The organism is Pluralibacter gergoviae ATCC 33028 = NBRC 105706, assembly GCF_001598855.1.
Classification (GTDB): domain Bacteria; phylum Pseudomonadota; class Gammaproteobacteria; order Enterobacterales; family Enterobacteriaceae; genus Pluralibacter; species Pluralibacter gergoviae.
On the sequence record NZ_BCZS01000005.1, the window covers coordinates 179,183 to 203,903 of the forward strand.

Here is a 24,721-nt window from a genome sequence, read left to right on the forward strand (position 1 = left end):
AAGATGCAGAGTTTAAATAGATTTAACTGATTAAATTCAGTGAGATATTGAAATGAAGAAGCATACTGTTGAAGTAATGATCCCGGAAGCCGAGATTAAAGCCCGCATCGCTGAGCTGGGGCGTGAAATTAATGAACGCTATCAGGACAGCGGCAGCGATATGGTGCTGGTGGGCCTGCTGCGCGGCTCGTTCATGTTTATGGCCGATCTGTGCCGGGAAGTGCAGGTGCCCCATGAAGTCGATTTTATGACGGCCTCCAGCTACGGCAGCGGTATGTCCACCACCCGCGACGTCAAAATCCTCAAAGATCTGGATGAGGACATTCGCGGTAAAGACGTGCTGATCGTTGAGGACATCATCGATTCCGGTAATACGCTCTCCCGCGTGCGCGAGATCCTGCGCCTGCGCGAGCCGAAGTCGCTGGCTATCTGCACCCTGCTGGATAAGCCCGAGCGCCGCGAAGTGGATGTGCCGGTGGAGTTCGTCGGCTTTACCATTCCGGATGAGTTCGTGGTGGGGTACGGTATCGACTACGCGCAGCACTATCGCCATCTGCCGTACGTCGGCAAAGTGGTGATGCTGGAAGATTAAGCCCGCCGACGGCGGTAAAAGAGCCCCGATAGCCTGGCGCCATCGGGGATTTTTTTATTTGTGGTTAACGTGCTTGCGGTGCAGGTTAGAGATGCCTTTGCGGTAGTGCTGCTCAAGGCTTTCGCGGTTGGTGGCGGTGACGTCGAGATCGCGCAGCAGGCCGTCGTGAATACCGTAGGCCCAGCCGTGAATCGTGACCTTCTGGCCGCGCTTCCACGCGGACTGCATGATGGTGGAGTGGCCGAGGTTATAGACCTGCTCCATGACGTTCAGCTCGCACAGGGTGTCCATGCGGCGCTCTGCCGGCATTTCGCCGAGCAGGGAGCTGTGCTTAAACCAGATATCGCGGATGTGCAGCAGCCAGTTGTTGATAAGCCCCAGCTCCGGGTTTTCAACTGCCGCCTGCACGCCGCCGCAGCCGTAGTGGCCGCAGATGATGATATGCTCAACCTCAAGCACATCAACGGCGTACTGGACGACGGAGAGGCAGTTGAGGTCGGTGTGAATCACGAGGTTGGCGACGTTGCGGTGAACGAACAGTTCGCCTGGCTCAAGGCCGGTGAGGCGTTCAGCGGGAACGCGGCTATCGGAACATCCAATCCATAGAAAGCGCGGTTTCTGCGCCTGCGCCAGCTTTTCAAAAAAGCCGGAATCCTCTTCCACCAGCATCTTTGACCATAGTGCGTTATTGCTGATGAGTGTATCTATATCTTTCATGGAGGTTAACAACCTGTAAACGAGCAATTTCGTTGCGCTAATATAGGTCAACTTGGCCCTGTTGGAAACCTTACAACGACGCAAGACCTTAAAAAGAGAACTGGAATGACCATTGCACTGGAACTGAAAGATCTAAAAAAAACCTACCCCGGCGGCGTGCAGGCGCTGCGCGGCATCGACCTTCAGGTCGAGGCCGGGGACTTCTATGCCCTGCTCGGGCCGAACGGCGCGGGCAAATCAACCACCATCGGCATCATCAGCTCGCTGGTGAATAAAACCTCCGGCAGCGTTAACGTCTTCGGCTACGATCTGGATAAAGAGGTGGTCAACGCCAAACGCCAGCTTGGCCTGGTGCCGCAGGAGTTCAACTTCAATCCGTTCGAGACGGTGCAGCAGATCGTGGTTAACCAGGCAGGCTACTACGGCGTCGAGCGCAAAGAGGCGATAGCGCGCAGCGAAAAATACCTCAACCAGCTCGATCTCTGGGGAAAGCGCAACGAACGCGCGCGGATGCTCTCCGGCGGCATGAAGCGCCGGCTGATGATTGCCAGGGCGCTGATGCACGAGCCAAAGCTGCTTATTCTCGATGAGCCGACCGCCGGCGTGGATATCGAACTGCGCCGCTCGATGTGGACCTTTCTCAAAGACCTCAATAACCGGGGCACCACCATCATTCTCACCACCCACTATCTGGAAGAGGCCGAAATGCTCTGCCGCAACATCGGCATCATTCAGCACGGCGCGCTGGTCGAGAACACGTCGATGAAGAACCTGCTGTCGAAGCTCAAGTCGGAGACCTTTATCCTCGATCTGGCGCCGAAAAGCCCGCTGCCGACGCTTGCAGGCTACCAGTACCGGCTGGTGGATACCGCCACGCTGGAGGTAGAGGTGCTGCGCGAGCAGGGCATTAACAGCGTGTTTACCCAGCTGAGCGAGCAGGGCGTGCAGGTATTAAGTATGCGTAACAAGGCTAACCGTCTCGAGGAGCTGTTCGTCACGCTGGTTCACAAAAAGTCAGGAGAGCAGGCATGATGCAGCTGTATTGGGTGGCGCTCAAGAGTATCTGGACTAAGGAAATCCAGCGCTTTATGCGTATCTGGATCCAGACCCTGGTGCCGCCGGTCATCACCATGACCCTTTACTTTATTATCTTCGGTAACCTGATAGGCTCCCGCATCGGCGATATGCACGGCTTTAGCTATATGCAGTTTATCGTACCGGGCCTTATCATGATGTCCGTTATCACCAACGCCTACGCCAACGTGGCCTCCTCATTTTTTGGCTCGAAGTTTCAGCGCAACATTGAGGAGCTGCTGGTGGCCCCGGTGCCGACCCACGTGATTATCGCCGGCTACGTCGGCGGCGGCGTGGCGCGCGGCCTGTGCGTGGGCATTCTGGTGACGGCGGTGTCGCTGTTCTTCGTGCCGTTCCAGGTGCACTCGTGGCTGTTTGTCGCCCTGACCCTGCTGCTGACGGCGATACTCTTCTCGCTCGCCGGGCTGCTCAATGCGATTTTCGCCAAAACCTTTGACGATATCAGCCTGATCCCGACCTTCGTGCTGACGCCGCTCACCTACCTCGGCGGGGTCTTTTACTCCCTGACCCTGCTGCCGCCGTTCTGGCAGGCGCTGTCGCACCTGAACCCTATTGTCTACATGATAAGCGGTTTCCGCTTCGGCTTCCTCGGCATCAGCGATGTACCGCTGCCGACCACCTTCGGCGTGCTGGTACTGTTTATCGCAATCTTTTACCTGCTGTGCTGGTCTCTGATCCAGCGCGGGCGCGGTCTGCGCAGCTAACTTTCCCTTCTCCCTCTCTCCGCTCAGGAGGGAGGGAATTTGATTGAACTCAGCATGTTCCGATCCCTACTCCGCTACACTACGTGCCAGCTAAGGAGCCGAGTGATGCTAGGTTGGGTTATTGCCTGCCGCGATGAGTGCGCGCAGGTGCTGTTAGATAAACTGGAAAACGCGTTCGGGCCGCTGGCCCGCTGCCGGGCGATAAACTTCAGGCGCGGCATGAGCAGCAATATGCTGAGCCGGATGATGTGCGATGCGCTGCACGATACCGACGCCGGCGAGGGCGTTATCTTTCTGACCGACAAGTCCGGCGAAGCGCCTTACCGCACGGCCTCGCTGATGAGCCACAAGCATTCTCACTGCGAGGTTATTTCCGGCATCAGCTACGAACTGCTGGCGCAGATGCTGCCCCTGCGCGAAAGCCTCAGCAGCGAGGCGTTTCGCAACGCCATCGTCGCCCTGGACGCTGATAACGTCAGCAGTCTGTGGCACCAGCAGCAGAAAAATCCGCCGTTCGTGCTGCTGCACGACCTTTATGCCAGCTGAGCGAGATTTTTGCTACAATCAGCGCATTCTATTTTGCCGGTTAAGATGATGCTGACTCGCCTTCTTCTCTGCTGCCTGCTGCTGGTCTGCACCAGCGCGTCGGCCGCCGCGCGCTATATGCAGACCACCGAGAATGCCGCCGTCTGGGGGCTGGTCGGCGATCGCGTGGTGACCGTCGGCAATATTCGCGCCGGACAGCGGCTGGCGGTCACGCCCACCGCCACGGACGCCTGGCAATTCCGCTTTGGCTTTGGCATCGGCTATATCGACAGAGGCCATCTGGCGCCGGTGCGGGGTAAACCTCACCTGCAGGATCCGCTCGGGGATTTGCAAAAGCCGCCCGGTAATCTCAACCTGGTCACCTGGCGCGACACGCCGGTCTATACCGCGCCCGACGCGCGCAGCCCGCGCTTTGGCACCCTGGCGGACAACCTGCGCTATCCGATCCAGAGCCGGCTGAAGGACCGGCTTAACGTTACCTGGATGCAGATCCGCATCGGCGATCGGCTGGCGTGGGTCAGCGGCCTCGACGCGCAGCTGGACGAGGGCATCCCGGTCCTCACGTATCACCACCTGCTGCGCGATGAAGAGAATGTCCGCTTTCGCCACACCTCGACCACCACCTCGGTGCGCGCCTTCAGCAACCAGATGACCTGGCTGCGCGATCGGGGCTACGCCACTCTGACGATGTACCAGCTTGAGGACTATCTGTATAACCGGCGCAACCTGCCGGGCAGGGCGGTGGTGCTCACCTTTGACGATGGGCTGAAGTCGATTTATCGCTATGCGTATCCCATCCTCCGCGACTACGGCTTTAAGGCGACGGCTTTTATCGTGTCATCGCGCATCAAGCGGCATCCGCAGAAGTGGGATCCGAAATCGCTGCAGTTTCTCAGCGTGCCGGAGCTTGCGCAGATGCGCGACGTATTTGACTACCAGTCCCACACCCACTTTCTGCACCGCGTCGACGGCGACCATCGGCCGGTGCTGCTCGATCGCAGCTATCACAATATTCTGTTCGATTTTACCCGCTCGCGCCGGGCGCTGGCGCAGTTCAATCCGCACGTTTTCTCTCTCTCATATCCGTTTGGCGGCTACAACGCGAAGGCCGTTGAGGCGGCGCGGGCCGCGGGATTTCATCTGGCGGTGACGACGGTGAAGGGGAAGGTGAGGCCGGGGGATAATCCGCTGCTGCTGAAGAGGCTCTATATTCTGCGCACCGATTCGCTGGAGACGATGGCGCGGCTGGTCGGCAACCAGCCGCGAGCGTAGTTAATCAGGCAACCTGCACCGGAATAGCCTTCGCGGTACGCTTCATTTCGTTATCGCCCTCGAAGTAGGCCACTTTCGGCCGCCAGGTGCGGGCCTCCTCGTCCGGCATGGTGACGAAGCTTGCGATAATCACAATATCGCCCACCGAGGCGCAGTGCGCGGCGGCGCCGTTCACCGAGATGATGCGCGAACCTCGCTCGGCGGCAATCGCATAGGTGGAGAAGCGCTTGCCGTTGCTGACGTTCCAGATGTCGATCGCTTCGTTTTCCAGAATACCCGCCGCGTCGAGGAAGTCCTGGTCAATGGCGCAGGAGCCTTCGTAGTGCAGGTCAGCCTGAGTGACCTTCACGCGGTGCAGTTTGCCCTGCAGCATAGTACGAATCATAGTGTTTACCTTGTTACCGTTTACTGTGGTTGCCCCTCCCCCGGCAGAGCGCCAGGGTGAGGGGAAAAACGCTCAACATCCAACCAGTATCGCCCGCGAACTCAGCGGCGTCTACTGACCTAATTCCACCACTCTGTTATCAATCAGCCGCGCCTGGCCAAGCCACGCCGCCATCAAAATCACCGCCCGCCGGCTGCCTTCGCCCAGCTCAAGCAGCGTATCGGCGTCGCGGATCTGGATGTCGTCGGCGCGAAAGCCCTTCTCGTTCAGCGCCTGCGCCGCGAGGGCGATAATCTCCTCCAGCTCGCGCTCGCCGGCCTGCAGCTTGTCGGCCACCTCGGTCATCACCTTGTTGAGGCCGGGGGCAATTTTGCGCTGGTCGCTGGTCAGATAGCCGTTGCGCGAGCTGAGCGCCAGGCCGTCCTTCGCGCGCACGATAGGCACGCCGACGATCTCAATGTCGTAGCCCATGTCGGCCACCATTTTGCGGATCAGGGCCAGCTGCTGGTAATCCTTCTCGCCGAAGCAGGCGATATCCGGCTGCACCATATTGAACAGCTTGCTGACGATGGTCGACACGCCGCGAAAGTGGCCGGGGCGGCTGGCGCCCTCCAGCATGGTGGAGATCCCCGGCACCTCGACGTAGGTCTGGCTGTCGGTGCCCTGCGGATAGACCTCCGCCGGGGCGGGCGCAAACACCAGCTCTACCTTGCGCTTGTTCAGCTTCTCGCTGTCTTCCTGCAGGGTGCGCGGATAGCGGGCGAGATCGTCCGGGCGGTCGAACTGCATCGGGTTAACGAAAATGCTGACCACCACCACGTCAGCGCGCGAGCGGGCCTCGTCCACCAGCTTCATGTGCCCATCGTGCAGGTTGCCCATGGTCGGCACCAGCGCAATGCGCTTGCCTTCCTGACGCAGGCGGCGGATATGCTGACGCAGCAGCGGCAGGGTCTCGATAATCAACACAACTCACTCCTTAATGGAAACTGTGCTCTTCGCCCGGATAGGCTCCGGACGCTACCTCGGCGATATACTGCTGTACCGCAGCGCGCATGTCGCCGGCTTCGGCGAGGAAATTTTTGGCAAACTTCGGAATATGGCCGCCGGTGATGCCGAAGGCGTCGTGCATCACCAGGATCTGGCCGTCGGTGACGTTACCCGCGCCGATGCCGATCACCGGGATGGTCAGCGCGTCGGTAACCCGCTTCGCGAGCTCCACCGGCACGCACTCCAGCACCAGCAGCTGGGCGCCGGCGGCTTCCAGCGCCAGGGCGTCGTCAAACAGCACCTGGGCGGCGTCGCCGCGCCCCTGCACCTTGTAGCCGCCGAAGACGTTGACCGACTGCGGGGTCAGGCCGAGGTGGCCGCAGACCGGGACCGCGCGCTCGGTGAGCATACGTACGGTTTCAGCCAGCCAGGCGCCGCCTTCAATCTTCACCATATTGGCGCCGGCGCGCATCACTGCGGCGGCATTATCGAACGCCTGCTCCGGCGTGGCGTAGGCCATAAATGGCAGATCGGCGAGCAGCAGGGCATTTGGCGCGCCCCGGCGCACCGCCCGGGTGTGGTAGGCGATGTCGTCAACGGTGACCGGCAGCGTAGAGTCGTGGCCCTGGACCGTCATACCCAGCGAATCGCCGACCAGCATCACGCTGATACCCGCGTCGGCGAACAGCTTCGCGAAGCTAAAGTCATAGGCGGTGATGGTGGCAAAGCGCGTCTTATCCTGCTTATGCTTGCGCAGCAGGGAGATGGTGGTGGGTTTCATAAGATATCCTGATAGCAAAGCTCAAACTTGCGGCATTGTAGCAGGCGTACCCGGAGGGGCAATGACTTTGCGATTTACCAATAGTGCGGTTTTGCGCAGCCGAGAGCCTGCAGGCGTTCGGCCAGGGTGCTGCCGTCGGGAAAGCGCAGATCCGGGGCGATCTCCGCCAGCGGCCAGAGCATAAAGCCGCGGTTGTGCATGTCGTAGTGGGGGACCGTCAGGCGCTCGCTGCGGATGATGCGGTCACCGAATAGCATAATATCGAGATCCAGCGTGCGCGGCCCCCAGCGCTCGGCCTTGCGCACCCGGCCCTGCTGCAGCTCAATGCGCTGGGTCTGGTCGAGGAGTGCTTCCGGTTCAAGAAAGGTCTCCAGCGCCAGGGCGGCGTTGAGGTAGTCAGGCTGGTCCTGCGGGCCGAGCGGCGGCGTGCGGTAGAACGCCGAGACGGCGACGGTGCGGCTGTGCGGAATATCGCCGAGGGCGGCAATGGCGGCATTCACCTGATCGAGCGGTGAGGCCAGATTGCTGCCGATGGCGATGTAAACAAGGGTCATGCGCTGCCTTCGCGACGCGGGGCGCGCTTGCGCGGACGGCGATGGCGGCGGCGCGCGGCCGGCTCTTCGTCGATACCGCTCAGCATCTCTTTCTGCGCCGGCGGCGCGGCGACCTGGAATTCGCCCCACCACTGGGTCAGACGCTGCAGTTCGTGGTTGCCTTCGGCTTCGGCGCGCAGCGCCAGCAGATCGTAGGCGGCGCGGAACTTCGGATGCTCCATCAGCTTCCAGGCGCGCTTGCCCTGGCGGCGGGACATCCGCAGCTGCAGCTGCCAGATATCGCGGATAAGCGTGGTGATGCGTTTCGGGATCGCCAGCGATTTGCAGGCTTCGTCGAGCACGTCGTTCATCGCCAGCGCGAAGGCGTCGTAGTAGGCCAGACCGCCCTCCTGGGTAATGCGCTGGGCGGTTTCCAGCTGCGGATACCAGAACATAGCGGCAAACAGGAATGCCGGATTAACGCGCATATCGTTGTGGATGCGGTTATCGGTGTTGCGCAGCACCTGGCTAATCATCCGCTCCATCGGGCTGTCGCCCTTCTCGGTAAAGTAGCGGGTGATCACCGGGAACATCGGCTGGGCCAGGCTGTATTCGTTGAGCAGCCGCCAGGTTTCATACCCGTAGCCCGCCTGCAGCAGCTTGAGCGACTCTTCAAACAGGCGCGCCGGCGGCACGTCGTTAATCAGCGTCGCCAGGCGCGGGATCGGCTCGGCGGTATCCTGGCTGATGGTCATGTTCAGCTTGGCGGCGAAGCGCACGGCGCGCAGCATCCGCACCGGATCTTCGCGGTAGCGGGTTTCCGGATTGCCGATCAGGCGAATAACGCCCTGCTGCAGATCGCGCATGCCGCCGACGTAATCGCGGACGGTAAAGTCGGCAACGCTGTAGTAAAGGCTGTTGATGGTGAAGTCGCGGCGCTGGGCGTCCTCTTCGATCGAGCCGAAGATATTATCGCGCAGCAGCATGCCGTTTTCGCCGCGCTGGGAGGTGGCGCGGTCCGCCGGGGAGCCGTCGTGGTGCCCGCGGAAGGTGGCGACTTCAATGATTTCCGGCCCGAACATCACGTGGGCGAGGCGGAAGCGACGGCCCACCAGGCGGCAGTTGCGGAACAGCTTGCGCACCTGCTCCGGCGTGGCGCTGGTGGTGACGTCAAAATCTTTCGGCTTCTTGCCCAGCAGCAGGTCGCGCACGCCGCCGCCGACGAGATACGCCTCGTAGCCCGCTTTGTTCAGGCGATAAAGAACCTTGAGGGCATTTTCACTGATATCTTTGCGGGAAATAGCGTGCTGCTCACGCGGAATGACCGTCATTTGGGGTTTTTCTTCGACGGTTTCAGCCCCGTTTTCATCACGGGTTAGCACCTTGCGGCAAAAATTAGCGACTCGGGTAAAAATGGTGCACCTCGGTTTTCGTATCAGTCGTCGGATGGCAGAGAAAAAAATAGCGGCTAATCATAGCTCAGAGCGAACCGTTTGAGAATGCCGGATTTGCCAGCGTCCACTCAGCCACCGCGTTTTTCAGCAGCGCCGCAAGGGATAAGTCGCGCCAGTCGTCGGCAACGGGCTGCTTAAGAAACTGCAAAGCCCGGACAATTTCCGGCCGCGGGTCGCCCTCGGGCAGCGCGGGGGCGTGGTTCTGCTTGGAGAGCTTATTGCCCTCGGCGTTCAGCGCCAGCGGCAGATGGATATACTCCGGCGGCTGCCAGCCGAAGTGCTGATAAAGGGATATCTGCCGCACGGTGGGCTCAATTAAATCGGCGCCGCGCACAATCTCGGTCACGCCCTGAAAGTGGTCGTCCACCACCACCGCCAGATTATAGGCAAACAGCCCGTCGCGGCGGTGAATAATGAAGTCTTCCCGCGCAAGCCCCTCGTCGGTGGCGATCTCGCCGCGCAGGCGGTCATAAAAGCCGAGTACCGGCCGGGTCTGGCGCAGGCGCAGGGCGGCATTCTCTGCCCCGAGGCCCAGGTCGCGGCAGTGGCCGTCGTAAACGCCGCCGACGCTGTGGATACGCGCCCGGGTGCAGGTGCAGTAGTAGCAAAGCCCCTGCGCCTTCAGCCAGGCCAGCCGCTCGCGGTAGGCGTCGTGGCGCTGCGACTGCCACAGCACCTCGCCGTCCCAGTGCAGGCCGTAATGTTCCAGCTGGCGCAGAATCGCGTCGGCGGCACCGGGAACTTCACGGGGAGGGTCGATATCTTCGATACGTACCAGCCAGCGGCCCTGCTGCGCGCGGGCCTGCAGATAGCTACCGAGGGCGGCTATCAGCGAGCCAAAGTGCAGTTCGCCGGAGGGGGAGGGGGCGAAGCGCCCGATATAGTCTGCGTTTTGCATAGTCTGAAAATGAACAAGGCGGGAGAAGACTCCCGCCTGAGTGATAATTAATCGCTATGAGTAATTAGCCAGCCATCTGTTTTTCGCGGATTTCCGCCAGCGTTTTGCAGTCGATGCACAGATCGGCTGTCGGACGCGCTTCCAGACGACGGATGCCGATTTCGACGCCGCAGGATTCGCAGTAGCCAAAATCTTCGTCTTCGACCTTCTTCAGCGTTTTCTCAATCTTTTTGATTAGTTTACGCTCGCGGTCACGGTTACGCAGTTCGAGGCTGAACTCCTCTTCCTGGGCGGCGCGGTCGACCGGGTCCGGGAAGTTTGCCGCTTCGTCCTGCATGTGCGTTACGGTACGATCAACTTCATCCCTGAGTTGGTTACGCCACGCTTCAAGAATACGCTTGAAGTGCGCCAGCTGGGCGTCGTTCATATACTCTTCGCCCGGCTTCTCTTGATACGGCTCCACCCCAGCGATGGCGAGAATACTCAGGGACGATGTTTTACGGATTTGCCCTTCTTGCATGTTGCTTCTCCTTAACACGCACTATCGATCCCCAGGTGGGGGAAAAAATCAGGCCGCTATAAATAGCAGATGCTTTTCCGGATAGCAATTATCTAAACGTTACACTTGACAACCCTGTGAGGAAAAGCGTATTTACGCACGCGATCGGCTCACTTGTTGTCCGGGCCGTCAGTGGGTTATAGCACAACCTTTAACGGTTCCTGCAACGTTATCATTTCGGCAGAGAGCGCTGCTTTGTAGGCCAGCACCTCCACCCCCTTGTTATAAGCTTCTTCTAATAGCTGCGCGTACTTAGCGTCGATATGGCGCGCGGGTGAAAAACAGGTAATGGCCGAGTGCAGCACCGTAAATAGCAGTACGGCGCGATCGCCTTCGGCCACCACGTTCATCAGTTCCCGCAGATGCTTCTGTCCGCGTTCCGTCACCGCGTCGGGGAAATAGCCCTGTTCCTGCTCTGCTAACGTCACTGATTTCACTTCAATATAGCAGTCAGGCCGCCCTTGCGCCTGTAGCTTTAGATCGATGCGGCTGCGTTCGGCGCCGTATTTAACCTCACTTTTTATCTCGCTATAACCAGTAAGTTCTGAAATATTCCCATTTTGTATCGCTTCTTTCGCAAGCTGATTGGCGCGCAGCGTATTGACGCAGATAAACGCCCCGCCCTGAGTTTCGGTCACTTCCCAGGTGTGGGGATACTTGCGGGTTTTACTCTCTGAGGTGGAGTACCAGACGGTATCGCCCGGCGTGGCGCAGCCGGTCATCGCCCCGGTATTAGGGCAGTGCAGCGTCAGCGCTTCGCCGTCGGCCGTAATGACGTCGGCGAGAAAGCGCTTGTAGCGCTTAATGAGGCGGGCGGGCCGTAGCGGCGGTAAAAACTGCATCTCTGTTCCTTATTCGTCAAGCGTCCAGCGCGCCAGCGCAGTGTAGCGGGTGCGGCCCCGCGAGAAGTCTGATTGATAGAGCGCAAACTCGGTGACCGGTACCGACCAGCGAAAGCCGGGCGCGGGAATGGCGACCCGGTTTGCGGTATCGCGCAGCAGAGTGATGTGCGGATGAAACGGCTGCGGGCTCTGGTAGCAGCCGCTGCGCGCCGCCTGGGCGCGCAGCATATTCGCCAGCTGCAGCAGGCCGCGCGGCGGCTGGCGGGTGCCGAGCCACACCACCCGGGAGCGCAGCCACTGCCCGGCATCGTCAAGCGCCAGCGTAAAGCCGGGCTGGCGAATGCGCCCGGCCATCGCGCACAGCGCCCGCTGCTTCTCCGGGCTGACGTCGCCGAGAAAGGCCAGCGTCAGATGCAGGTTAGCGGCGGCCACCGGACGTCCGGCATCGTCGGCAAAGTGCGCCGCGCGCCAGTGGACTATCTGCTGCTGCACGTCATCGGGAAGCGCAAGGGCGAAAAAGAGGCGTTTTGACTCGGACATAGCGGGGACTCGGTAATGGCTCGGGCCAATGCTACAATGCCTGCCCCTGTAAAGTCATCCCCGGAGCCGTTCGTGTCCTCTTTGCCCGTTGCCGCTATTCTTCCTGAACTTCTCCAGGCGCTGAGCGCCGCGCCGCAGGTGCTGCTCAACGCGCCCACCGGCGCCGGTAAGTCCACCTGGCTGCCGCTGCAGATCCTGCGCCAGGGCGGCGTCAGCGGTAAAATCATCCTGCTGGAGCCGCGCCGGCTGGCGGCGCGCAACGTCGCCCAGCGGCTGGCGGAGCTGCTCGGCGAGAAGCCCGGCGACACGGTCGGCTACCGGATGCGGGCCGACACCTGCGTCAGCGACGCCACCCGGCTGGAGGTAGTGACCGAGGGTATTCTGACCCGGATGTTGCAGCAGGACCCCGAGCTGTCCGGCGTCGGGCTGGTTATTCTCGATGAGTTTCACGAGCGCAGCCTGCAGGCGGATCTGGCGCTGGCGCTGCTGCTCGATGTCCAGCAGGGGCTGCGCGACGATCTGCGGCTGCTGATTATGTCGGCGACGCTGGACAACGACCGCCTGCGGGCGCTGCTGCCGGACGCGCCGGTGATTGTTTCCGAGGGCAGGGCGTTTCCGGTAGAGCGCCGCTATCTTTCGCTGCCCGCGCACCAGCGCTTTGACGAGGCGGTAGCGGCCGCCGCCGCCGGGCTGCTGCGCGAAGAGTCCGGTTCGATGCTGCTGTTTTTGCCCGGCGTCGGCGAAATCCAGCGGGTGCAGGAGCAGCTCGCGTCCCGCGTCGCCGCCGACGTGGTGCTCTGCCCGCTGTACGGCGCGCTGCCGCTGAGTGAGCAGCGCAAAGCGATTCTGCCCGCCGCAAAGGGCGCGCGCAAAGTGGTGCTGGCGACCAACATCGCCGAAACCAGCCTGACCATCGAGGGGATCCGCCTGGTGGTCGACTGCGCCCAGGAGCGGGTGGCCCGCTTCGACGCGCGCACCGGCCTCACGCGGCTGGTGACCCAGCGCGTCAGCCAGGCTTCAATGACCCAGCGCGCGGGCCGCGCCGGGCGGCTTGAGCCGGGCATCAGCCTGTACCTGGTAGGTAAAGAGCAGGCGGAGCGGGCGGCGGCGCAGGGCGATCCGGAGATCCTGCACAGCGATCTCAGCGGCCTGCTGATGGAGCTGCTGCAGTGGGGATGTCAGGATCCGGCCCAGCTGAGCTGGCTGGATCTGCCGCCGGAGGCCAACCTTGCCGCCGCCCGCCGGCTGCTGGCGCAGCTTGGCGCCTTCGACGGCCAGCGCCTCACCGCCGTCGGACAGAAGATGGCCGCGCTCGGCAACGATCCTCGGCTGGCGGCGATGCTGGCGACGGCGGCAGAGGCCGACGACCGCGCCACGGCGGCAAAGCTGGCGGCCATACTCGAAGAGCCGCCCCGGGGCGGCAGCGCCGACCTCGGCGCGGCATTTTCCCGCAATCAGCCCAACTGGCAGCAGCGGGCGAAGGCGCTGGTACAGCGCATGAAGGGCGGGGCGGGCGCGCCGGATGCCGGACGCATTGCGCCGCTGCTGGCGCGCGGCTTTGCCGACCGCATCGCCCGCCGCCGCGGGCAGGAGGGGCGCTACCAGCTGGCCAACGGCATGGGCGCGATGCTCGACGCCGACGATGCGCTGGGCCGCCACGAATGGCTCATCGCCCCGCTGCTGCTGCAGGGCAGCCAGTCGCCGGACGCCCGCATCCTGCTGGCGCTGCCGCTGGATATTGACGCTCTGGCGGCCGATGCGCCGCAGCTGCTCAGCCAGTCGGATACCGTCGAGTGGGACGAGGCCCAGGGCACCCTGAAGGCCTGGCGCCGCTCGCGCATCGGCCAGCTGACGGTGAAGGTGCAGCCGCTGGCGAAGCCCTCCGAAGAGGAGCTGCACCGGGCGATGCTCAACGGCATTCGCGATAAGGGACTCGGGGTGCTTAACTGGACGCCGGAGGCGGAGCAGCTGCGCCTGCGCATCGCCCGCGCGGCGCAGTGGCTGCCGGAGGAGAGCTGGCCCGCAGTTGACGACGCGGCGCTGCTGGCGGGGCTCGAAGCGTGGCTGCTGCCGCAGATGGGCGGCGTACACTCCCTCAGGGCGCTCAAGGCGCTGAACGTCGCACAGGCGCTACAGAGCCTGCTGCCCTGGTCGTTACGTCAACGGCTGGATAGTGAGCTGCCCACGCATTACACTGTGCCCACCGGTAGCCGGATTGCGCTACGCTATGACGCTGATAATCCTCCGGTCCTGGCGGTGCGGATGCAGGAGATGTACGGCGAGGCGGCCACGCCGACTGTCGCCTGCGGCCGCGTGCCGCTGGTGCTGGAGCTGCTGTCGCCCGCCCACCGCCCGCTGCAGGTAACTCGCGATCTGGCGGCGTTCTGGGCGGGAAGCTACCGCGAGGTGCAAAAAGAGATGAAGGGGCGCTATCCGAAGCACGTCTGGCCGGACGATCCGGCTAATACGGCGCCGACGCGGCGGACGAAGAAGTATTCGTAGCCGGGCCCTTTCACCCGCGGGCGAGGGTCTGCACAGCCCGCTCCCTCTCCTCTCAGGGGAGAGGGGCAGGGCGAGGGGGGAAAACCTCGCCACCATTTTGAGAGATTTCTTCTTCCGCCCGCGGGCGGAGAACATGAGAATCAGGCGCTTATGCCTGGATATTGCGGAGAGAGAGCATGGCGGGGAATGACCGCGAGCCGATTGGGCGCAAGGGGAAAAAGCCCGCGCGTCCGGCGAAGCAAAAGGTAAGCCGTCGTCGCCTCAGGGACGATGAGTACGACGACGAGTATGAATACGATGATGAGGATGACGCACCCATGCCGCGTAAAGGAAAAGGCAAAGGCAACAGGCCGCGCGGCAAGCGCGGCTGGTTCTGGCTGCTGGTCAAACTGGGCATCGTTTTTGCGGTACTGATTGCCATCTACGGCGTCTACCTGGATCAGAAGATCCGCCACCGCATCGACGGCAAGGTCTGGCAGCTCCCGGCGGCGGTCTATGGCCGGATGGTCAACCTTGAGCCGGATATGGCGATCAGTAAAAACGAGATGGTGCGCCTGCTGACGGCGACCCAGTATCGTCAGGTGACTGCGATGACCCGGCCGGGCGAGTTTACCGTCCAGGCCCACAGCATCGAGATGATCCGCCGCCCGTTCGATTTCCCGGACAGTAAAGAGGGGCAGGTGCGCGCGCGCCTGACGTTCGACGGCGACAGGCTCGAGAGCATCACCAACATCGACAACAATCGCCAGTTCGGTTTCTTCCGCCTCGATCCGCGCCTCATTACCATGATGTCGTCGCCCAACGGCGAGCAGCGGCTGTTCGTGCCGCGCAGCGGCTTCCCGGATCTGCTGGTGGATACGCTTATCGCCACCGAAGACCGCCACTTCTACGAGCATGACGGCATCAGCTTCTACTCGATGGGGCGCGCGGTGCTGGCGAACCTGATGGCGGGCCGCACGGTGCAGGGGGCGAGTACCCTCACCCAGCAGCTGGTGAAAAACCTGTTCCTGACCAGCGAGCGCTCCTACTGGCGTAAGGCCAATGAGGCCTACATGGCGCTGATCATGGACGCCCGCTACAGCAAGGACCGCATCCTTGAGCTGTACATGAACGAGGTCTACCTCGGCCAGAGCGGCGATAACGAGATCCGCGGCTTCCCGCTGGCGAGCCTTTACTACTTCGGCCGCCCGGTCGAGGAGTTGAGCCTTGACCAGCAGGCGCTGCTTGTCGGCATGGTGAAGGGGGCGTCCATCTATAATCCGTGGCGCAACCCGAAGCTGGCGCTGGAGCGGCGTAACCTGGTGCTGCGCCTGCTGCAGCAGCAGAAGATCATCGATCAGGAGCTGTACGACATGCTCAGCGCCCGCCCGCTGGGCGTGCAGCCGCGCGGCGGCGTGATCTCCCCGCAGCCTGCCTTTATGCAGCTGGTGCGCCAGGAGCTGAACGCTAAGCTTGGCGATAAGGTGAAAGATCTTTCCGGCGTGAAGATTTTCACCACCTTTGATTCCGTGGCCCAGGATGCCGCTGAAAAAGCGGCGACCGAAGGCATTCCGGTGCTCAAGAAGCAGCGCAAGCTGAGCGATCTGGAAACGGCGATGGTGATTGTCGACCGCTACACCGGCGAAGTCCGGGCGATGGTCGGCGGGGCGGAGCCGCAGTTTGCCGGCTACAACCGCGCCATGCAGGCCCGCCGTTCGATTGGCTCTCTGGCCAAGCCGGCGACCTATCTGACGGCGCTGAGCCAGCCGAACAGCTATCGTCTCAACACCTGGATTGCCGATGCGCCGATCACTATTCCGCAGCCCGGCGGCAAGAGCTGGTCGCCGCAGAACGACGACCACCGCTTCAGCGGCCAGGTGATGCTGGTGGATGCCCTGACGCGTTCGATGAACGTCCCGACCGTTAATCTCGGCCTGGCGCTGGGGCTGCCGGCGGTGACCGATACCTGGCAGAAGCTGGGCGTGCCGAAAGATCAGCTGCATCCGGTCCCGGCCATGCTGCTCGGGGCGCTCAACCTGACGCCGATTGAAGTGGCGCAGGCGTTCCAGACTATCGCCAGCGGCGGTAACCGCGCGCCGCTGTCGGCGCTGCGTTCGGTGATCGCCGAGGACGGCACGGTGCTCTATCAGAGCTATCCGCAGGCCGAGCGTGCGGTACCGGCCCAGGCGGCGTACATGACGCTGTGGACCATGCAGCAGGTGGTTCAGCGCGGCACCGGCCGCCAGCTGGGGGCGAAATACCCCGGCCTGCACCTGGCGGGGAAAACCGGGACCACCAACAATAATGTCGATACCTGGTTCGCCGGCATCGACGGGCGTGAAGTGGCTATCACCTGGGTGGGCCGCGATAATAACCAGCCGACGAAGCTGTACGGCGCCAGCGGGGCGATGTCTATCTATCAGCGCTACCTGGCGAACCAGTCGCCGATCCCGCTGGATCTGACGCCGCCGGAGGATATCGTCAATATGGGCGTCGATGACGGCGGCAACTTCGTCTGCGGCGGCGGCGGGATGCGCCAGCTGCCGGTCTGGACCACCAATCCGGACGCGCTCTGCCAGCAGAGTCAGCCGCAGCAGCAGAGCGGCAATCCGTTCGATCAGTCTTCTCAGCCGCAGCAGCCGCAACAGCAGCAACAGCAGCAGCCGGAGAAAGAGAAGAGCGACGGCGTTGCCGGCTGGATCAAGGATATGTTCGGCGGTAACTGATAGTCCCCTTCAGGCCTGCCCCCGCCGCTGACGGCGTGGGCAGGCTTTTTTTTGGCCGTAATACTGCCTCACTACGCCTTCTTAAGGCCTATTCAAAAAGTGGTTATTTCCTGAACCCTCAGTAAGCGCGGGGTGGTCTTGTGCTTGCTATCACAAACGCGCTTCGCCTATTATCGCGCTGGCATAATAATAATTATCGTTCACGTTCTTGTTCATCCAACTCCATCAGAGAAGCATCATGGCGCGTCACAACACTATTAATACCCCTTTGCGCAGGCTTGCGGTCGTCGTGGCTACCGCTGCGGGCAGCATGTCCTGGTATGCCCAGGCAGCGGATACAGCCAAAAAAGAGGAAACCCTCGTCGTTACCGCCGCCGCGCCGCAAGAGAGCGCCTGGGGACCGGCGCCGACTATCGCGGCCAAGCGCACCGCGACCGCCACCAAAACCGATACGCCGATTGAGAAGACCCCGCAGTCGATTTCCGTGGTGACGCGCCAGGAGATGGATATGCGCCAGCCGGAAACGGTAAAAGAGGCGCTGAGCTATACGCCGGGCGTGTTTGCAACCCGCGGCAGTTCGAATACTTATGATGTGGTGTCGATTCGCGGCTTTACCTCGCCGACCACGGTGAACACCAATCAGTACCTGGACGGCATTAAGCTGCAGGGCAATAACTACTCTGAAGTGTCGATGGATCCGTGGTTTCTGGAGCGCGTGGAGCTGATGCGCGGTCCGGTATCGGTACTGTACGGTAACAGTAACCCCGGCGGCGTGGTAAGTATGGTCAGCAAGCGGCCGACCACTGAACCGCTGCGCGTGATCCAGTTTAAAGCGGGCTCCCACAGCCTGTGGCAGACCGGCTTTGACTTCAGCGATGCGCTGGATGACGATGGCGTCTGGTCCTACCGCCTGACCGGGCTCGGCAAGCAGGAGAATGCTCAGCAGAATGGCGTTCAGTCGAAACGCTATGCTATCGCGCCCTCGTTCAGCTGGCGTCCGGATGCCAATACCGACTTTACCTTCCTGAGCAACTTCCAGAGCGATCCGGAAGCGGGCTACTACGGCTGGCTGCCGCGCCAGGGCACCGTGGTGCCGTACGTGGACGCCAACGGCAATTCGCACAAGCTGCCGAAGGATTTCAACGAGGGCGATCCGGACAATAAGATGGAGCGCCGCCAGCAGATGGTGGGCTACGCCTTCAGCCACGCCTTTAATGACACCTTTACCGTGCGCCAGAATCTGCGCTATACGCGGGTGCATACGCTGTATCGCTCGGTATACGGCAACGGCTATATCGCGCCGCAGCAAATTTCCCGTGCCTACGTTCGCTCGGATGAAGATCTGGCTGATTTTAACGTCGATACTCAGCTGCAGAGCAAGTTTGATACCGGGGCCGTGGAGCATACGCTGTTGACGGGCGTGGACTATATACGCAGCCGCAATGACGTTGATGCGATGTACGGCTCTGCCGATCCGATTGATATGCGCCATCCGGGCAGCGGAAAAGCCAATATTGTGCCTAACTTCCCCTATCAGGTATTGAATCGCCTGGAGCAGACCGGTCTGTATATTCAAGATCAGGCAGAGTGGGAGAAGTGGGTACTTACGCTTGGTGGACGCTATGATTTTCTGAAAACCAGCGTGTTTAGCCGCGCCAGCGACTCACGAGATTTAAACCGTGATGAAGCATTTACCTGGCGCGGAGGCCTGAACTATCTATTCGAAAATGGCATCACCCCCTATTTCAGCTATAGCGAATCCTTCGAACCGAATGCTGGTCGCTCCTACGAACAAAAAGCGTTCGATCCTTCACGCGGTAAGCAGTATGAGGCAGGCGTTAAATACCTTCCTAAAGATATGCCGGTTAGCCTGACTGCATCTGTGTTTCAGATTAAGAAAGACAAAAACCTGACGTCTGACCCGAATCCGGATCCAAACCGCATTGGTTTTAGTGTTCAGGGCGGTAAAATCCGCTCGCGCGGCCTTGAGCTGGAAGCTAAAGCGGCGCTGACGGCCAACGTCAATCTGACGGCAGCCTATAGCTATACCGATGTTAAGTATACTGAAGACAATACCTACGATAATAAGCGTCCTGCCGAAGTCCCGCGTAATATGGCGTCGCTGTGGGCGGACTACACCTTCCACGAAACTGCGCTTAGCGGGTTAACTGTTGGCGCCGGGGGCCGCTATGTAGGCTCATCATCCAGCTTCTACACTACGGGTGAAAAGACCAACAAGTCCTTTAACGTCTCCAGCTACACCGTGGCCGACGCGACCATTAAGTACGACCTTGCGCGCCTCGGCCTGCCCGGCTCTTCGGTGGGCGTTAACGTGAATAACCTGTTCAACCGCAAATACGTCTCCAGCTGCTATCGCGATTACGCGTGCTACTGGGGCGCCGAGCGTCAGATAACCGGTACAGCCACCTTTAGTTTCTAACCTGCTGACGGGCGCGCCTGGCGCGCCCTTTACTACGTTGGGCCGCTATTTTGCATAACATCCCCCGCTCGCAAACCACCTTCACCCTGCGCGACGTCACCTTCCGCGTACCGGACCGCACGCTGCTGCACCCGCTGTCGATTGCTTTTCCGGCGGGTAAGGTCACCGGCCTTATTGGCCACAACGGCTCCGGCAAATCGACGCTGCTGAAGATGCTCGGCCGCCACCAGCCGCCGTCGGAGGGCGAGATCCTGCTCGACGCCCAGCCGCTGGCGAGCTGGAGCAGCAAATCCTTTGCCCGCAAAGTCGCCTATCTGCCGCAGCAGCTTCCGCCGGCGGAGGGGATGACCGTGCGTGAGCTGGTGGCGATTGGCCGCTATCCGTGGCACGGCGCGCTGGGCCGCTTCGGCGCGCCCGACCGGGAGAAAGTCGAGGAGGCGATCGCGCTGGTGGGCCTTAAGCCGCTGGCGGGGCGGCTGGTGGACAGCCTCTCCGGCGGCGAGCGCCAGCGGGCGTGGATAGCGATGCTGGTGGCCCAGGACAGCCGCTGCCTGCTGCTCGATGAGCCGACGTCGGCGCTGGATATCGCCCACCAGGTGGATGTCCTGGCGCTGGTGCACCGCCTCAGCCAGCAGCGCGGGCTGACCGTGATTGCCGTGCTGCACGACATCAATATGGCGGCGCGCTACTGCGACTATCTGGTGGCCCTGCGCGGCGGCAAGCTTATCGCTCAGGGCGAGCCGGCGGCCATCATGCGCGGCGAAACCCTGGAGCAGATCTACGGCATTCCGATGGGGATCCTGCCGCATCCCGCGGGCGCGGCCCCGGTGAGCTTTGTTCTCTGATGAATGATGCCTTTGCAATAAACCGCCGCCGCCTGCTGGCGGCAATGGCCCTCTCTCCGCTGCTCTGGCGGGCGGGCGTCGCCCGCGCCGCCGCCCCGGATCTGCGGCGCATCGTGGCCCTCGAGTGGCTGCCGGTGGAGCTGCTGCTGGCTCTCGGCGTGATGCCTTACGGCGTCGCCGACGTGCCCAACTACCGGCTGTGGGTCAACGAGCCCGCGCTTGCCGACTCGGTTATCGACGTCGGGCTGCGCACGGAGCCGAATCTTGAGCTGCTGACCGAGCTGAAGCCCTCTTATCTCTTCTGGTCCGCGGGCTACGGCCCGGCTGAGACGACGCTGGCGCGCATTGCGCCGGGGCGCGGCGTTAACTTCAGCGACGGTAAGCAGCCGCTGCTGCTGGCCCGTCGCTCGCTGCTGGAGATGGGCCAGCTGCTCGGGCTGGAGAGCCGGGCCCGGCAGCACCTTGACGACTTCGATCGGTTTGTGGCCGCGCACCGGCCGCGCTTTGCCGGGCGTGGTTCGCGCCCGCTGCTGATGATTTCGCTCCTCGATCCCCGCCACGCGCTGGTATTTGGCCCCAACAGCCTGTTCCAGCCGCTCCTCGACGATTTCGGTATCGTCAACGCCTGGCAGGGCGAGACCAACTTCTGGGGCAGCGAAGTGGTGGGCATTGACCGGCTGGGCGGGTTTAAAGATGCCGATGTCATCTGCTTCGACCACGGCAACGAGGGCGATATGCGCGCGCTGTCGGCATCGCCGCTGTGGCAGGCGATGCCGTTCGTTCGCCGGGGCCGCCTGCAGCGGGCGCCGGCGGTGTGGTTTTACGGCGCAACCCTGTCGGCGATGCGCTTTATCCGCATTCTGGACCGGGCGCTGGGAGGCCAGCCATGAGTCCGCGCTTCGCCCGCTTCCCGGCGCTTCTGCTGCTGGCGCTGGCCGCCGCCGCGCTGTGGCTGAGCTGGCACAACGTTAGCCAACTGCTGCCGCGCGACCAGTGGATGCAGGCGCTGCTGCGCCCGGATATCGACAGCATTCAGCAGATGCTGTTCCACTACAGCCTGCTGCCGCGGCTCGCCGTTTCACTGCTGGTCGGCGCCGGGCTGGGGCTGGTGGGCGTCCTGTTTCAGCAGGTGCTGCGCAATCCGCTGGCGGAGCCGACCACGCTTGGCGTCGCCACCGGCGCCCAGCTGGGCATTACCGTCACTACGCTGTGGGCGATCCCGGGGGCTGGCAGCACGCAGTTTGCCGCCCTGACCGGCGCCTGCCTGGTGGGCCTGCTGGTGTTCGGCGTCTCCTGGGGCAAGCGGCTGTCGCCGGTGACGCTGATCCTCGCCGGGCTGGTGGTGAGCATGTACTGCGGGGCGGTGAATCAGCTGCTGGTGATTTTCCATCACGATCAGCTGCAGAGCATGTTTCTGTGGAGCAGCGGCACCCTGACCCAGACCGACTGGCACGTCGTACGGGGGCTGGCGCCGCAGCTGCTCGGCGGCGCAATGCTGACGCTGCTGCTGCTGCGCCCCCTGACCCTGATGGGGCTGGACGACGGCGTTGCCCGCAATCTCGGGCTGGCGCTCTCCCTGGCGCGGCTGGCAGCCCTGGCGCTGGCGATTGTTATCAGCGCGCTGCTGGTGAATGCGGTGGGCATTATCGGCTTTATCGGCCTGTTCGCGCCGCTGCTGGCGAAGCTGCTCGGCGCGCGCCGCCTGCTGGCCCGGCTGATGCTGGCGCCGCTGATAGGCGCGCTGCTGCTGTGGCTGTCGGACCAGGTCATTCTCTGGCTCTCCCGGGTGTGGATGGAAGTCTCTACCGGTTCGGTCACCGCGCTGCTCGGCGCGCCGCTGCTGCTGTGGCTGCTGCCGCGCCTGCGCAGCATCAGCGCCCCGGCGATGAACGCCGGCGATCGCGCTGCCGCCGAGCGTGGGCGGGTGGTCGCCTGGGCGCTGGCGGTCCTGGCCCTGCTGCTGGTGGCGATAGCCATTGCCCTGTCGCTGGGGCGCGGCGCCGAGGGCTGGCGCTGGGCCAGCGGCGACCTGCTCGACGCCCTGCTGCCCTGGCGCGCCCCGCGCATCCTGGCGGCGCTGATGGCCGGGATGATGCTGGCGGTGGCGGGCTGCATTATCCAGCGCCTGACCGGTAACCCGATGGCCAGCCCGGAAGTGCTGGGGATCTCCTCCGGCGCGGCCTTCGGCGTGGTGCTGATGCTGTTCCTCGTGCCGGGCAACGCCTTTGGCTGGCTGCTGCCGGCGGGCAGCCTCGGGGCGGCGGCGACGCTGCTGATTATCCTGATAGCCGCCGGGCGCGGCGGCTTCTCCCCGCACCGTATGCTGCTGGCGGGAATGGCGCTCAGCACCGCGTTCACCATGCTGCTGATGCTGCTGCAGGCGAGCGGCGATCCGCGCATGGCGCAGATTTTGACGTGGATATCCGGCTCAACCTACGGCGCCACCTGGCCGCAGGTGCTGTACACCGGCGCGGTGATGCTGGTGCTGCTGGCGCTGACGCCGCTGTGCCGCCGCTGGCTGACCATCCTGCCGCTCGGCGGCGATACCGCCCGCGCGGTGGGCGTGGCGATAACGCCGTCGCGTATTGCTCTGCTGCTGCTGGCCGCCGCGCTGACGGCGGCGGCCACCATGACCATTGGCCCGCTCAGCTTCGTCGGCCTGATGGCGCCGCACATCGCGCGGATGATGGGGTTCCGCCGGACGATGCCGCACATCGTTCTGTCGGCGCTGGCGGGAGGTATTCTGCTGGTGTGCGCCGACTGGGGCGGGCGGATGCTGATGTTCCCCTACCAGGTGCCGGCGGGGCTGCTGTCGACGTTTATCGGCGCGCCGTACTTTATTTATCTGCTGAGGAAGCAGAGCAGGTAGGCTCGGGATGTCCACCTCTCCCTGAAGGAGAGGTGGAGGGATAGCTGGTGTTACAGCTTGGCAAACACCTTCCGCGCCGCATCAACGGTGCGGTTGATATCCTCTTCGCTGTGCGCCACGGACATAAAGCCCGCTTCAAACGCCGACGGCGCAAAGTAGACGCCTTCCTCCAGCATCAGGTGGAAGAAGTGCTTAAAGCGCTCCACGTCGCACTTCACCACGTCCTGATAGCAGGTCACGGTTTTAGCATCGGTAAAGAAGATCCCGAACATGCCGCCGACGTTATTGACCACCAGCGGAATATTGGCCTCGGCCGCGGCCTCCAGCAGACCTTCCGCCAGCTGATTGGTCAGGCTGGTCAGCGTTTCATGCACGCCCGGCTGGGCGACTTCGTTCAGGCAGGCGAAGCCCGCCGCCATTGCAATCGGGTTGCCGGAGAGGGTGCCCGCCTGATAGACCGGCCCGGTTGGCGCAATGGCTTCCATCACCTCGCGGCGGCCGCCGAAGGCGCCCACCGGCATCCCGCCGCCGATGATTTTACCCAGGCAGGTCAGATCCGGCACCACGCCGTAGTAGTCCTGGGCGCCCGCCAGCGCAACGCGGAAGCCGGTCATCACTTCGTCGATAATCAGCAGGGCGCCAAACTCGTCGCACAGGGCGCGCAGGCCGGGCAGGAATTCCGGCTGCGGCGGGACGCAGTTCATGTTGCCGGCGACCGGTTCTACGATGATGCAGGCGATCTCCTGCGGGTACTGCTCAAAGGCGGCGCGCACGGAGTCCAGATCGTTATAGGTACAGGTCAGAGTATGCCTGGCGAAGTCCGCCGGTACGCCCGGCGAGTTCGGCTGGCCGAGGGTCAGGGCGCCGGAGCCGGCCTTCACCAGCAGGCAGTCGGCGTGGCCATGATAGCAGCCCTCAAATTTGATAATCTTGTCGCGGCCGGTGAAGCCGCGCGCCAGGCGAATGGCGCTCATGGTGGCCTCGGTGCCGGAGTTCACCATTCGCACCATATCCATCGTCGGCACCAGTTCGGTGACCAGCGCCGCCATTTTGACTTCCATCTCGGTCGGCGCGCCGAAGCTCAGGCCGCGCTGGGCGGCTTCGATCACCGCGTTGCGGATGGCCGGGTGGTTGTGGCCCAGCACCATCGGCCCCCAGGAGCCGACGTAGTCGATATAGGCTTTGCCATCAACGTCATACAGATAAGCGCCGTCGGCCCGTTCGATAAACAGAGGGGTACCGCCAACGCCGGTAAAGGCGCGGACCGGCGAGTTGACGCCGCCGGGGATAAGGTCCTGGGCGGCGCTGTAGAGAGTATCAGATTTGCTCATGGCGAAGTTCCTGGTTCGTTGAAAGCATGTTAGCCGTCTATTCTAAGTTATTCCCCTGCGGTTATGAAAGTTTTGCCCAATTGAAACAAACTGCAAATGGCGGTTTTTTATGGCGACGTGTCGC

General features: G+C 62.6%; 21 protein-coding genes and 1 pseudogene. 11 read left to right on the top strand and 11 right to left on the bottom strand.

From position 1 onward, the window contains the following. The first annotated feature begins 52 nt into the window (after positions 1 to 52). Positions 53 to 592: a hypoxanthine phosphoribosyltransferase gene (gene hpt / locus ENGE1_RS07790; protein WP_064360602.1), complete on the top strand. Its 540-nt coding sequence runs from the start codon at positions 53 to 55 to the stop codon at positions 590 to 592. 54 nt (positions 593 to 646) lie between these two features. Here hpt and can read toward each other — a convergent pair whose 3' ends face one another. After that, on the bottom strand, positions 647 to 1,309 hold the full coding sequence (can, locus tag ENGE1_RS07795) for a carbonate dehydratase (protein ID WP_043085957.1): 663 nt from the start codon (positions 1,307 to 1,309) through the stop codon (positions 647 to 649). Between the two features lie 105 nt (positions 1,310 to 1,414). On the opposite strand from can, the gene ENGE1_RS07800 reads away from it, so the two are divergent. The 4 genes from ENGE1_RS07800 to ENGE1_RS07815 all read left to right on the top strand — a co-directional run bounded on the left by ENGE1_RS07800 (position 1,415) and on the right by ENGE1_RS07815 (position 4,926). Next, positions 1,415 to 2,341: an ABC transporter ATP-binding protein gene (locus ENGE1_RS07800; RefSeq protein ID WP_043085956.1), complete on the top strand. Its 927-nt coding sequence runs from the start codon at positions 1,415 to 1,417 to the stop codon at positions 2,339 to 2,341. Then, positions 2,338 to 3,108: an ABC transporter permease gene (locus tag ENGE1_RS07805; protein WP_043085955.1), complete on the top strand. Its 771-nt coding sequence runs from the start codon at positions 2,338 to 2,340 to the stop codon at positions 3,106 to 3,108. Before ENGE1_RS07800 ends, ENGE1_RS07805 begins: the two co-directional genes overlap by 4 nt. A 105-nt stretch (positions 3,109 to 3,213) precedes the next feature. Then, positions 3,214 to 3,654, top strand: coding sequence for a PTS sugar transporter subunit IIA (locus tag ENGE1_RS07810; RefSeq protein WP_043085954.1), 441 nt, complete (start codon positions 3,214 to 3,216; stop codon positions 3,652 to 3,654). Positions 3,655 to 3,702: 48 nt separating this feature from the next. Then, positions 3,703 to 4,926 carry a polysaccharide deacetylase family protein gene (locus ENGE1_RS07815; RefSeq protein ID WP_048253259.1) on the top strand — a complete coding sequence of 408 codons (1,224 nt, stop codon included), beginning with the start codon at positions 3,703 to 3,705 and terminating at the stop codon, positions 4,924 to 4,926. A gap of 4 nt (positions 4,927 to 4,930) precedes the next feature. Here the strand turns inward: ENGE1_RS07815 and panD are convergent, their stop codons facing one another. The 9 genes and pseudogenes from panD to thpR all read right to left on the bottom strand — a co-directional run bounded on the left by panD (position 4,931) and on the right by thpR (position 11,905). Then, positions 4,931 to 5,311 (bottom strand): aspartate 1-decarboxylase, encoded by a 381-nt coding sequence (panD, locus tag ENGE1_RS07820; protein WP_043085952.1) that lies wholly within the window; start codon positions 5,309 to 5,311, stop codon positions 4,931 to 4,933. A gap of 111 nt (positions 5,312 to 5,422) precedes the next feature. Beyond that, on the bottom strand, positions 5,423 to 6,277 hold the full coding sequence (gene panC / locus ENGE1_RS07825) for a pantoate--beta-alanine ligase (protein ID WP_043085951.1): 855 nt from the start codon (positions 6,275 to 6,277) through the stop codon (positions 5,423 to 5,425). A 10-nt stretch (positions 6,278 to 6,287) separates the two neighbouring features. Beyond that, the gene (gene panB / locus ENGE1_RS07830; RefSeq protein ID WP_043085950.1) at positions 6,288 to 7,079 is read right to left on the bottom strand and encodes a 3-methyl-2-oxobutanoate hydroxymethyltransferase; all 792 of its coding nucleotides are present in this window, start codon (positions 7,077 to 7,079) and stop codon (positions 6,288 to 6,290) included. Between the two features lie 74 nt (positions 7,080 to 7,153). Continuing rightward, positions 7,154 to 7,633, bottom strand: a complete 480-nt coding sequence (gene folK / locus ENGE1_RS07835) for a 2-amino-4-hydroxy-6-hydroxymethyldihydropteridine diphosphokinase (RefSeq protein ID WP_048253157.1) — start codon at positions 7,631 to 7,633, stop codon at positions 7,154 to 7,156. Then, entirely contained in the window at positions 7,630 to 9,027 is a 1,398-nt protein-coding gene (gene pcnB, locus ENGE1_RS07840) for a polynucleotide adenylyltransferase PcnB (RefSeq protein WP_072051233.1), read from the bottom strand. The genes folK and pcnB overlap by 4 nt, the downstream gene beginning before the upstream one ends. Positions 9,028 to 9,084: 57 nt before the next feature. Continuing rightward, positions 9,085 to 9,964 (bottom strand): annotated as a pseudogene (gluQRS, locus tag ENGE1_RS07845) (tRNA glutamyl-Q(34) synthetase GluQRS). 64 nt (positions 9,965 to 10,028) lie between these two features. Continuing rightward, a complete protein-coding gene (gene dksA / locus ENGE1_RS07850; protein ID WP_043085947.1) occupies positions 10,029 to 10,484 on the bottom strand; it encodes an RNA polymerase-binding protein DksA in 456 nt (151 codons plus the stop codon). Between the two features lie 176 nt (positions 10,485 to 10,660). Beyond that, a complete protein-coding gene (sfsA, locus tag ENGE1_RS07855) occupies positions 10,661 to 11,365 on the bottom strand; it encodes a DNA/RNA nuclease SfsA (RefSeq protein ID WP_043085946.1) in 705 nt (234 codons plus the stop codon). Between the two features lie 9 nt (positions 11,366 to 11,374). Further along, positions 11,375 to 11,905, bottom strand: a complete 531-nt coding sequence (gene thpR, locus ENGE1_RS07860; RefSeq protein WP_048253156.1) for an RNA 2',3'-cyclic phosphodiesterase — start codon at positions 11,903 to 11,905, stop codon at positions 11,375 to 11,377. 72 nt (positions 11,906 to 11,977) lie between these two features. Between thpR and hrpB the strand changes: the two genes are divergently transcribed. From hrpB to fhuB, 6 genes are all read left to right on the top strand, one after another. Beyond that, positions 11,978 to 14,407, top strand: coding sequence for an ATP-dependent helicase HrpB (hrpB, locus tag ENGE1_RS07865; protein WP_048253155.1), 2,430 nt, complete (start codon positions 11,978 to 11,980; stop codon positions 14,405 to 14,407). A gap of 176 nt (positions 14,408 to 14,583) precedes the next feature. After that, the gene (gene mrcB, locus ENGE1_RS07870; protein ID WP_043085943.1) at positions 14,584 to 17,112 is read left to right on the top strand and encodes a bifunctional glycosyl transferase/transpeptidase; all 2,529 of its coding nucleotides are present in this window, start codon (positions 14,584 to 14,586) and stop codon (positions 17,110 to 17,112) included. 238 nt (positions 17,113 to 17,350) lie between these two features. After that, positions 17,351 to 19,552, top strand: coding sequence for a ferrichrome porin FhuA (fhuA, locus tag ENGE1_RS07875; protein ID WP_048253154.1), 2,202 nt, complete (start codon positions 17,351 to 17,353; stop codon positions 19,550 to 19,552). 50 nt (positions 19,553 to 19,602) lie between these two features. Then, positions 19,603 to 20,397, top strand: coding sequence for a Fe3+-hydroxamate ABC transporter ATP-binding protein FhuC (fhuC, locus tag ENGE1_RS07880; protein ID WP_225823495.1), 795 nt, complete (start codon positions 19,603 to 19,605; stop codon positions 20,395 to 20,397). Continuing rightward, complete coding sequence (fhuD, locus tag ENGE1_RS07885; RefSeq protein WP_048253152.1) at positions 20,397 to 21,287, top strand: Fe(3+)-hydroxamate ABC transporter substrate-binding protein FhuD; 891 nt, start codon at positions 20,397 to 20,399, stop codon at positions 21,285 to 21,287. The genes fhuC and fhuD overlap by 1 nt, the downstream gene beginning before the upstream one ends. After that, positions 21,284 to 23,266: a Fe(3+)-hydroxamate ABC transporter permease FhuB gene (gene fhuB / locus ENGE1_RS07890; RefSeq protein ID WP_048253151.1), complete on the top strand. Its 1,983-nt coding sequence runs from the start codon at positions 21,284 to 21,286 to the stop codon at positions 23,264 to 23,266. Before fhuD ends, fhuB begins: the two co-directional genes overlap by 4 nt. A gap of 50 nt (positions 23,267 to 23,316) precedes the next feature. Here fhuB and hemL read toward each other — a convergent pair whose 3' ends face one another. Then, entirely contained in the window at positions 23,317 to 24,597 is a 1,281-nt protein-coding gene (gene hemL, locus ENGE1_RS07895; RefSeq protein WP_043085938.1) for a glutamate-1-semialdehyde 2,1-aminomutase, read from the bottom strand. Between the last annotated feature and the right edge of the window lie 124 nt (positions 24,598 to 24,721).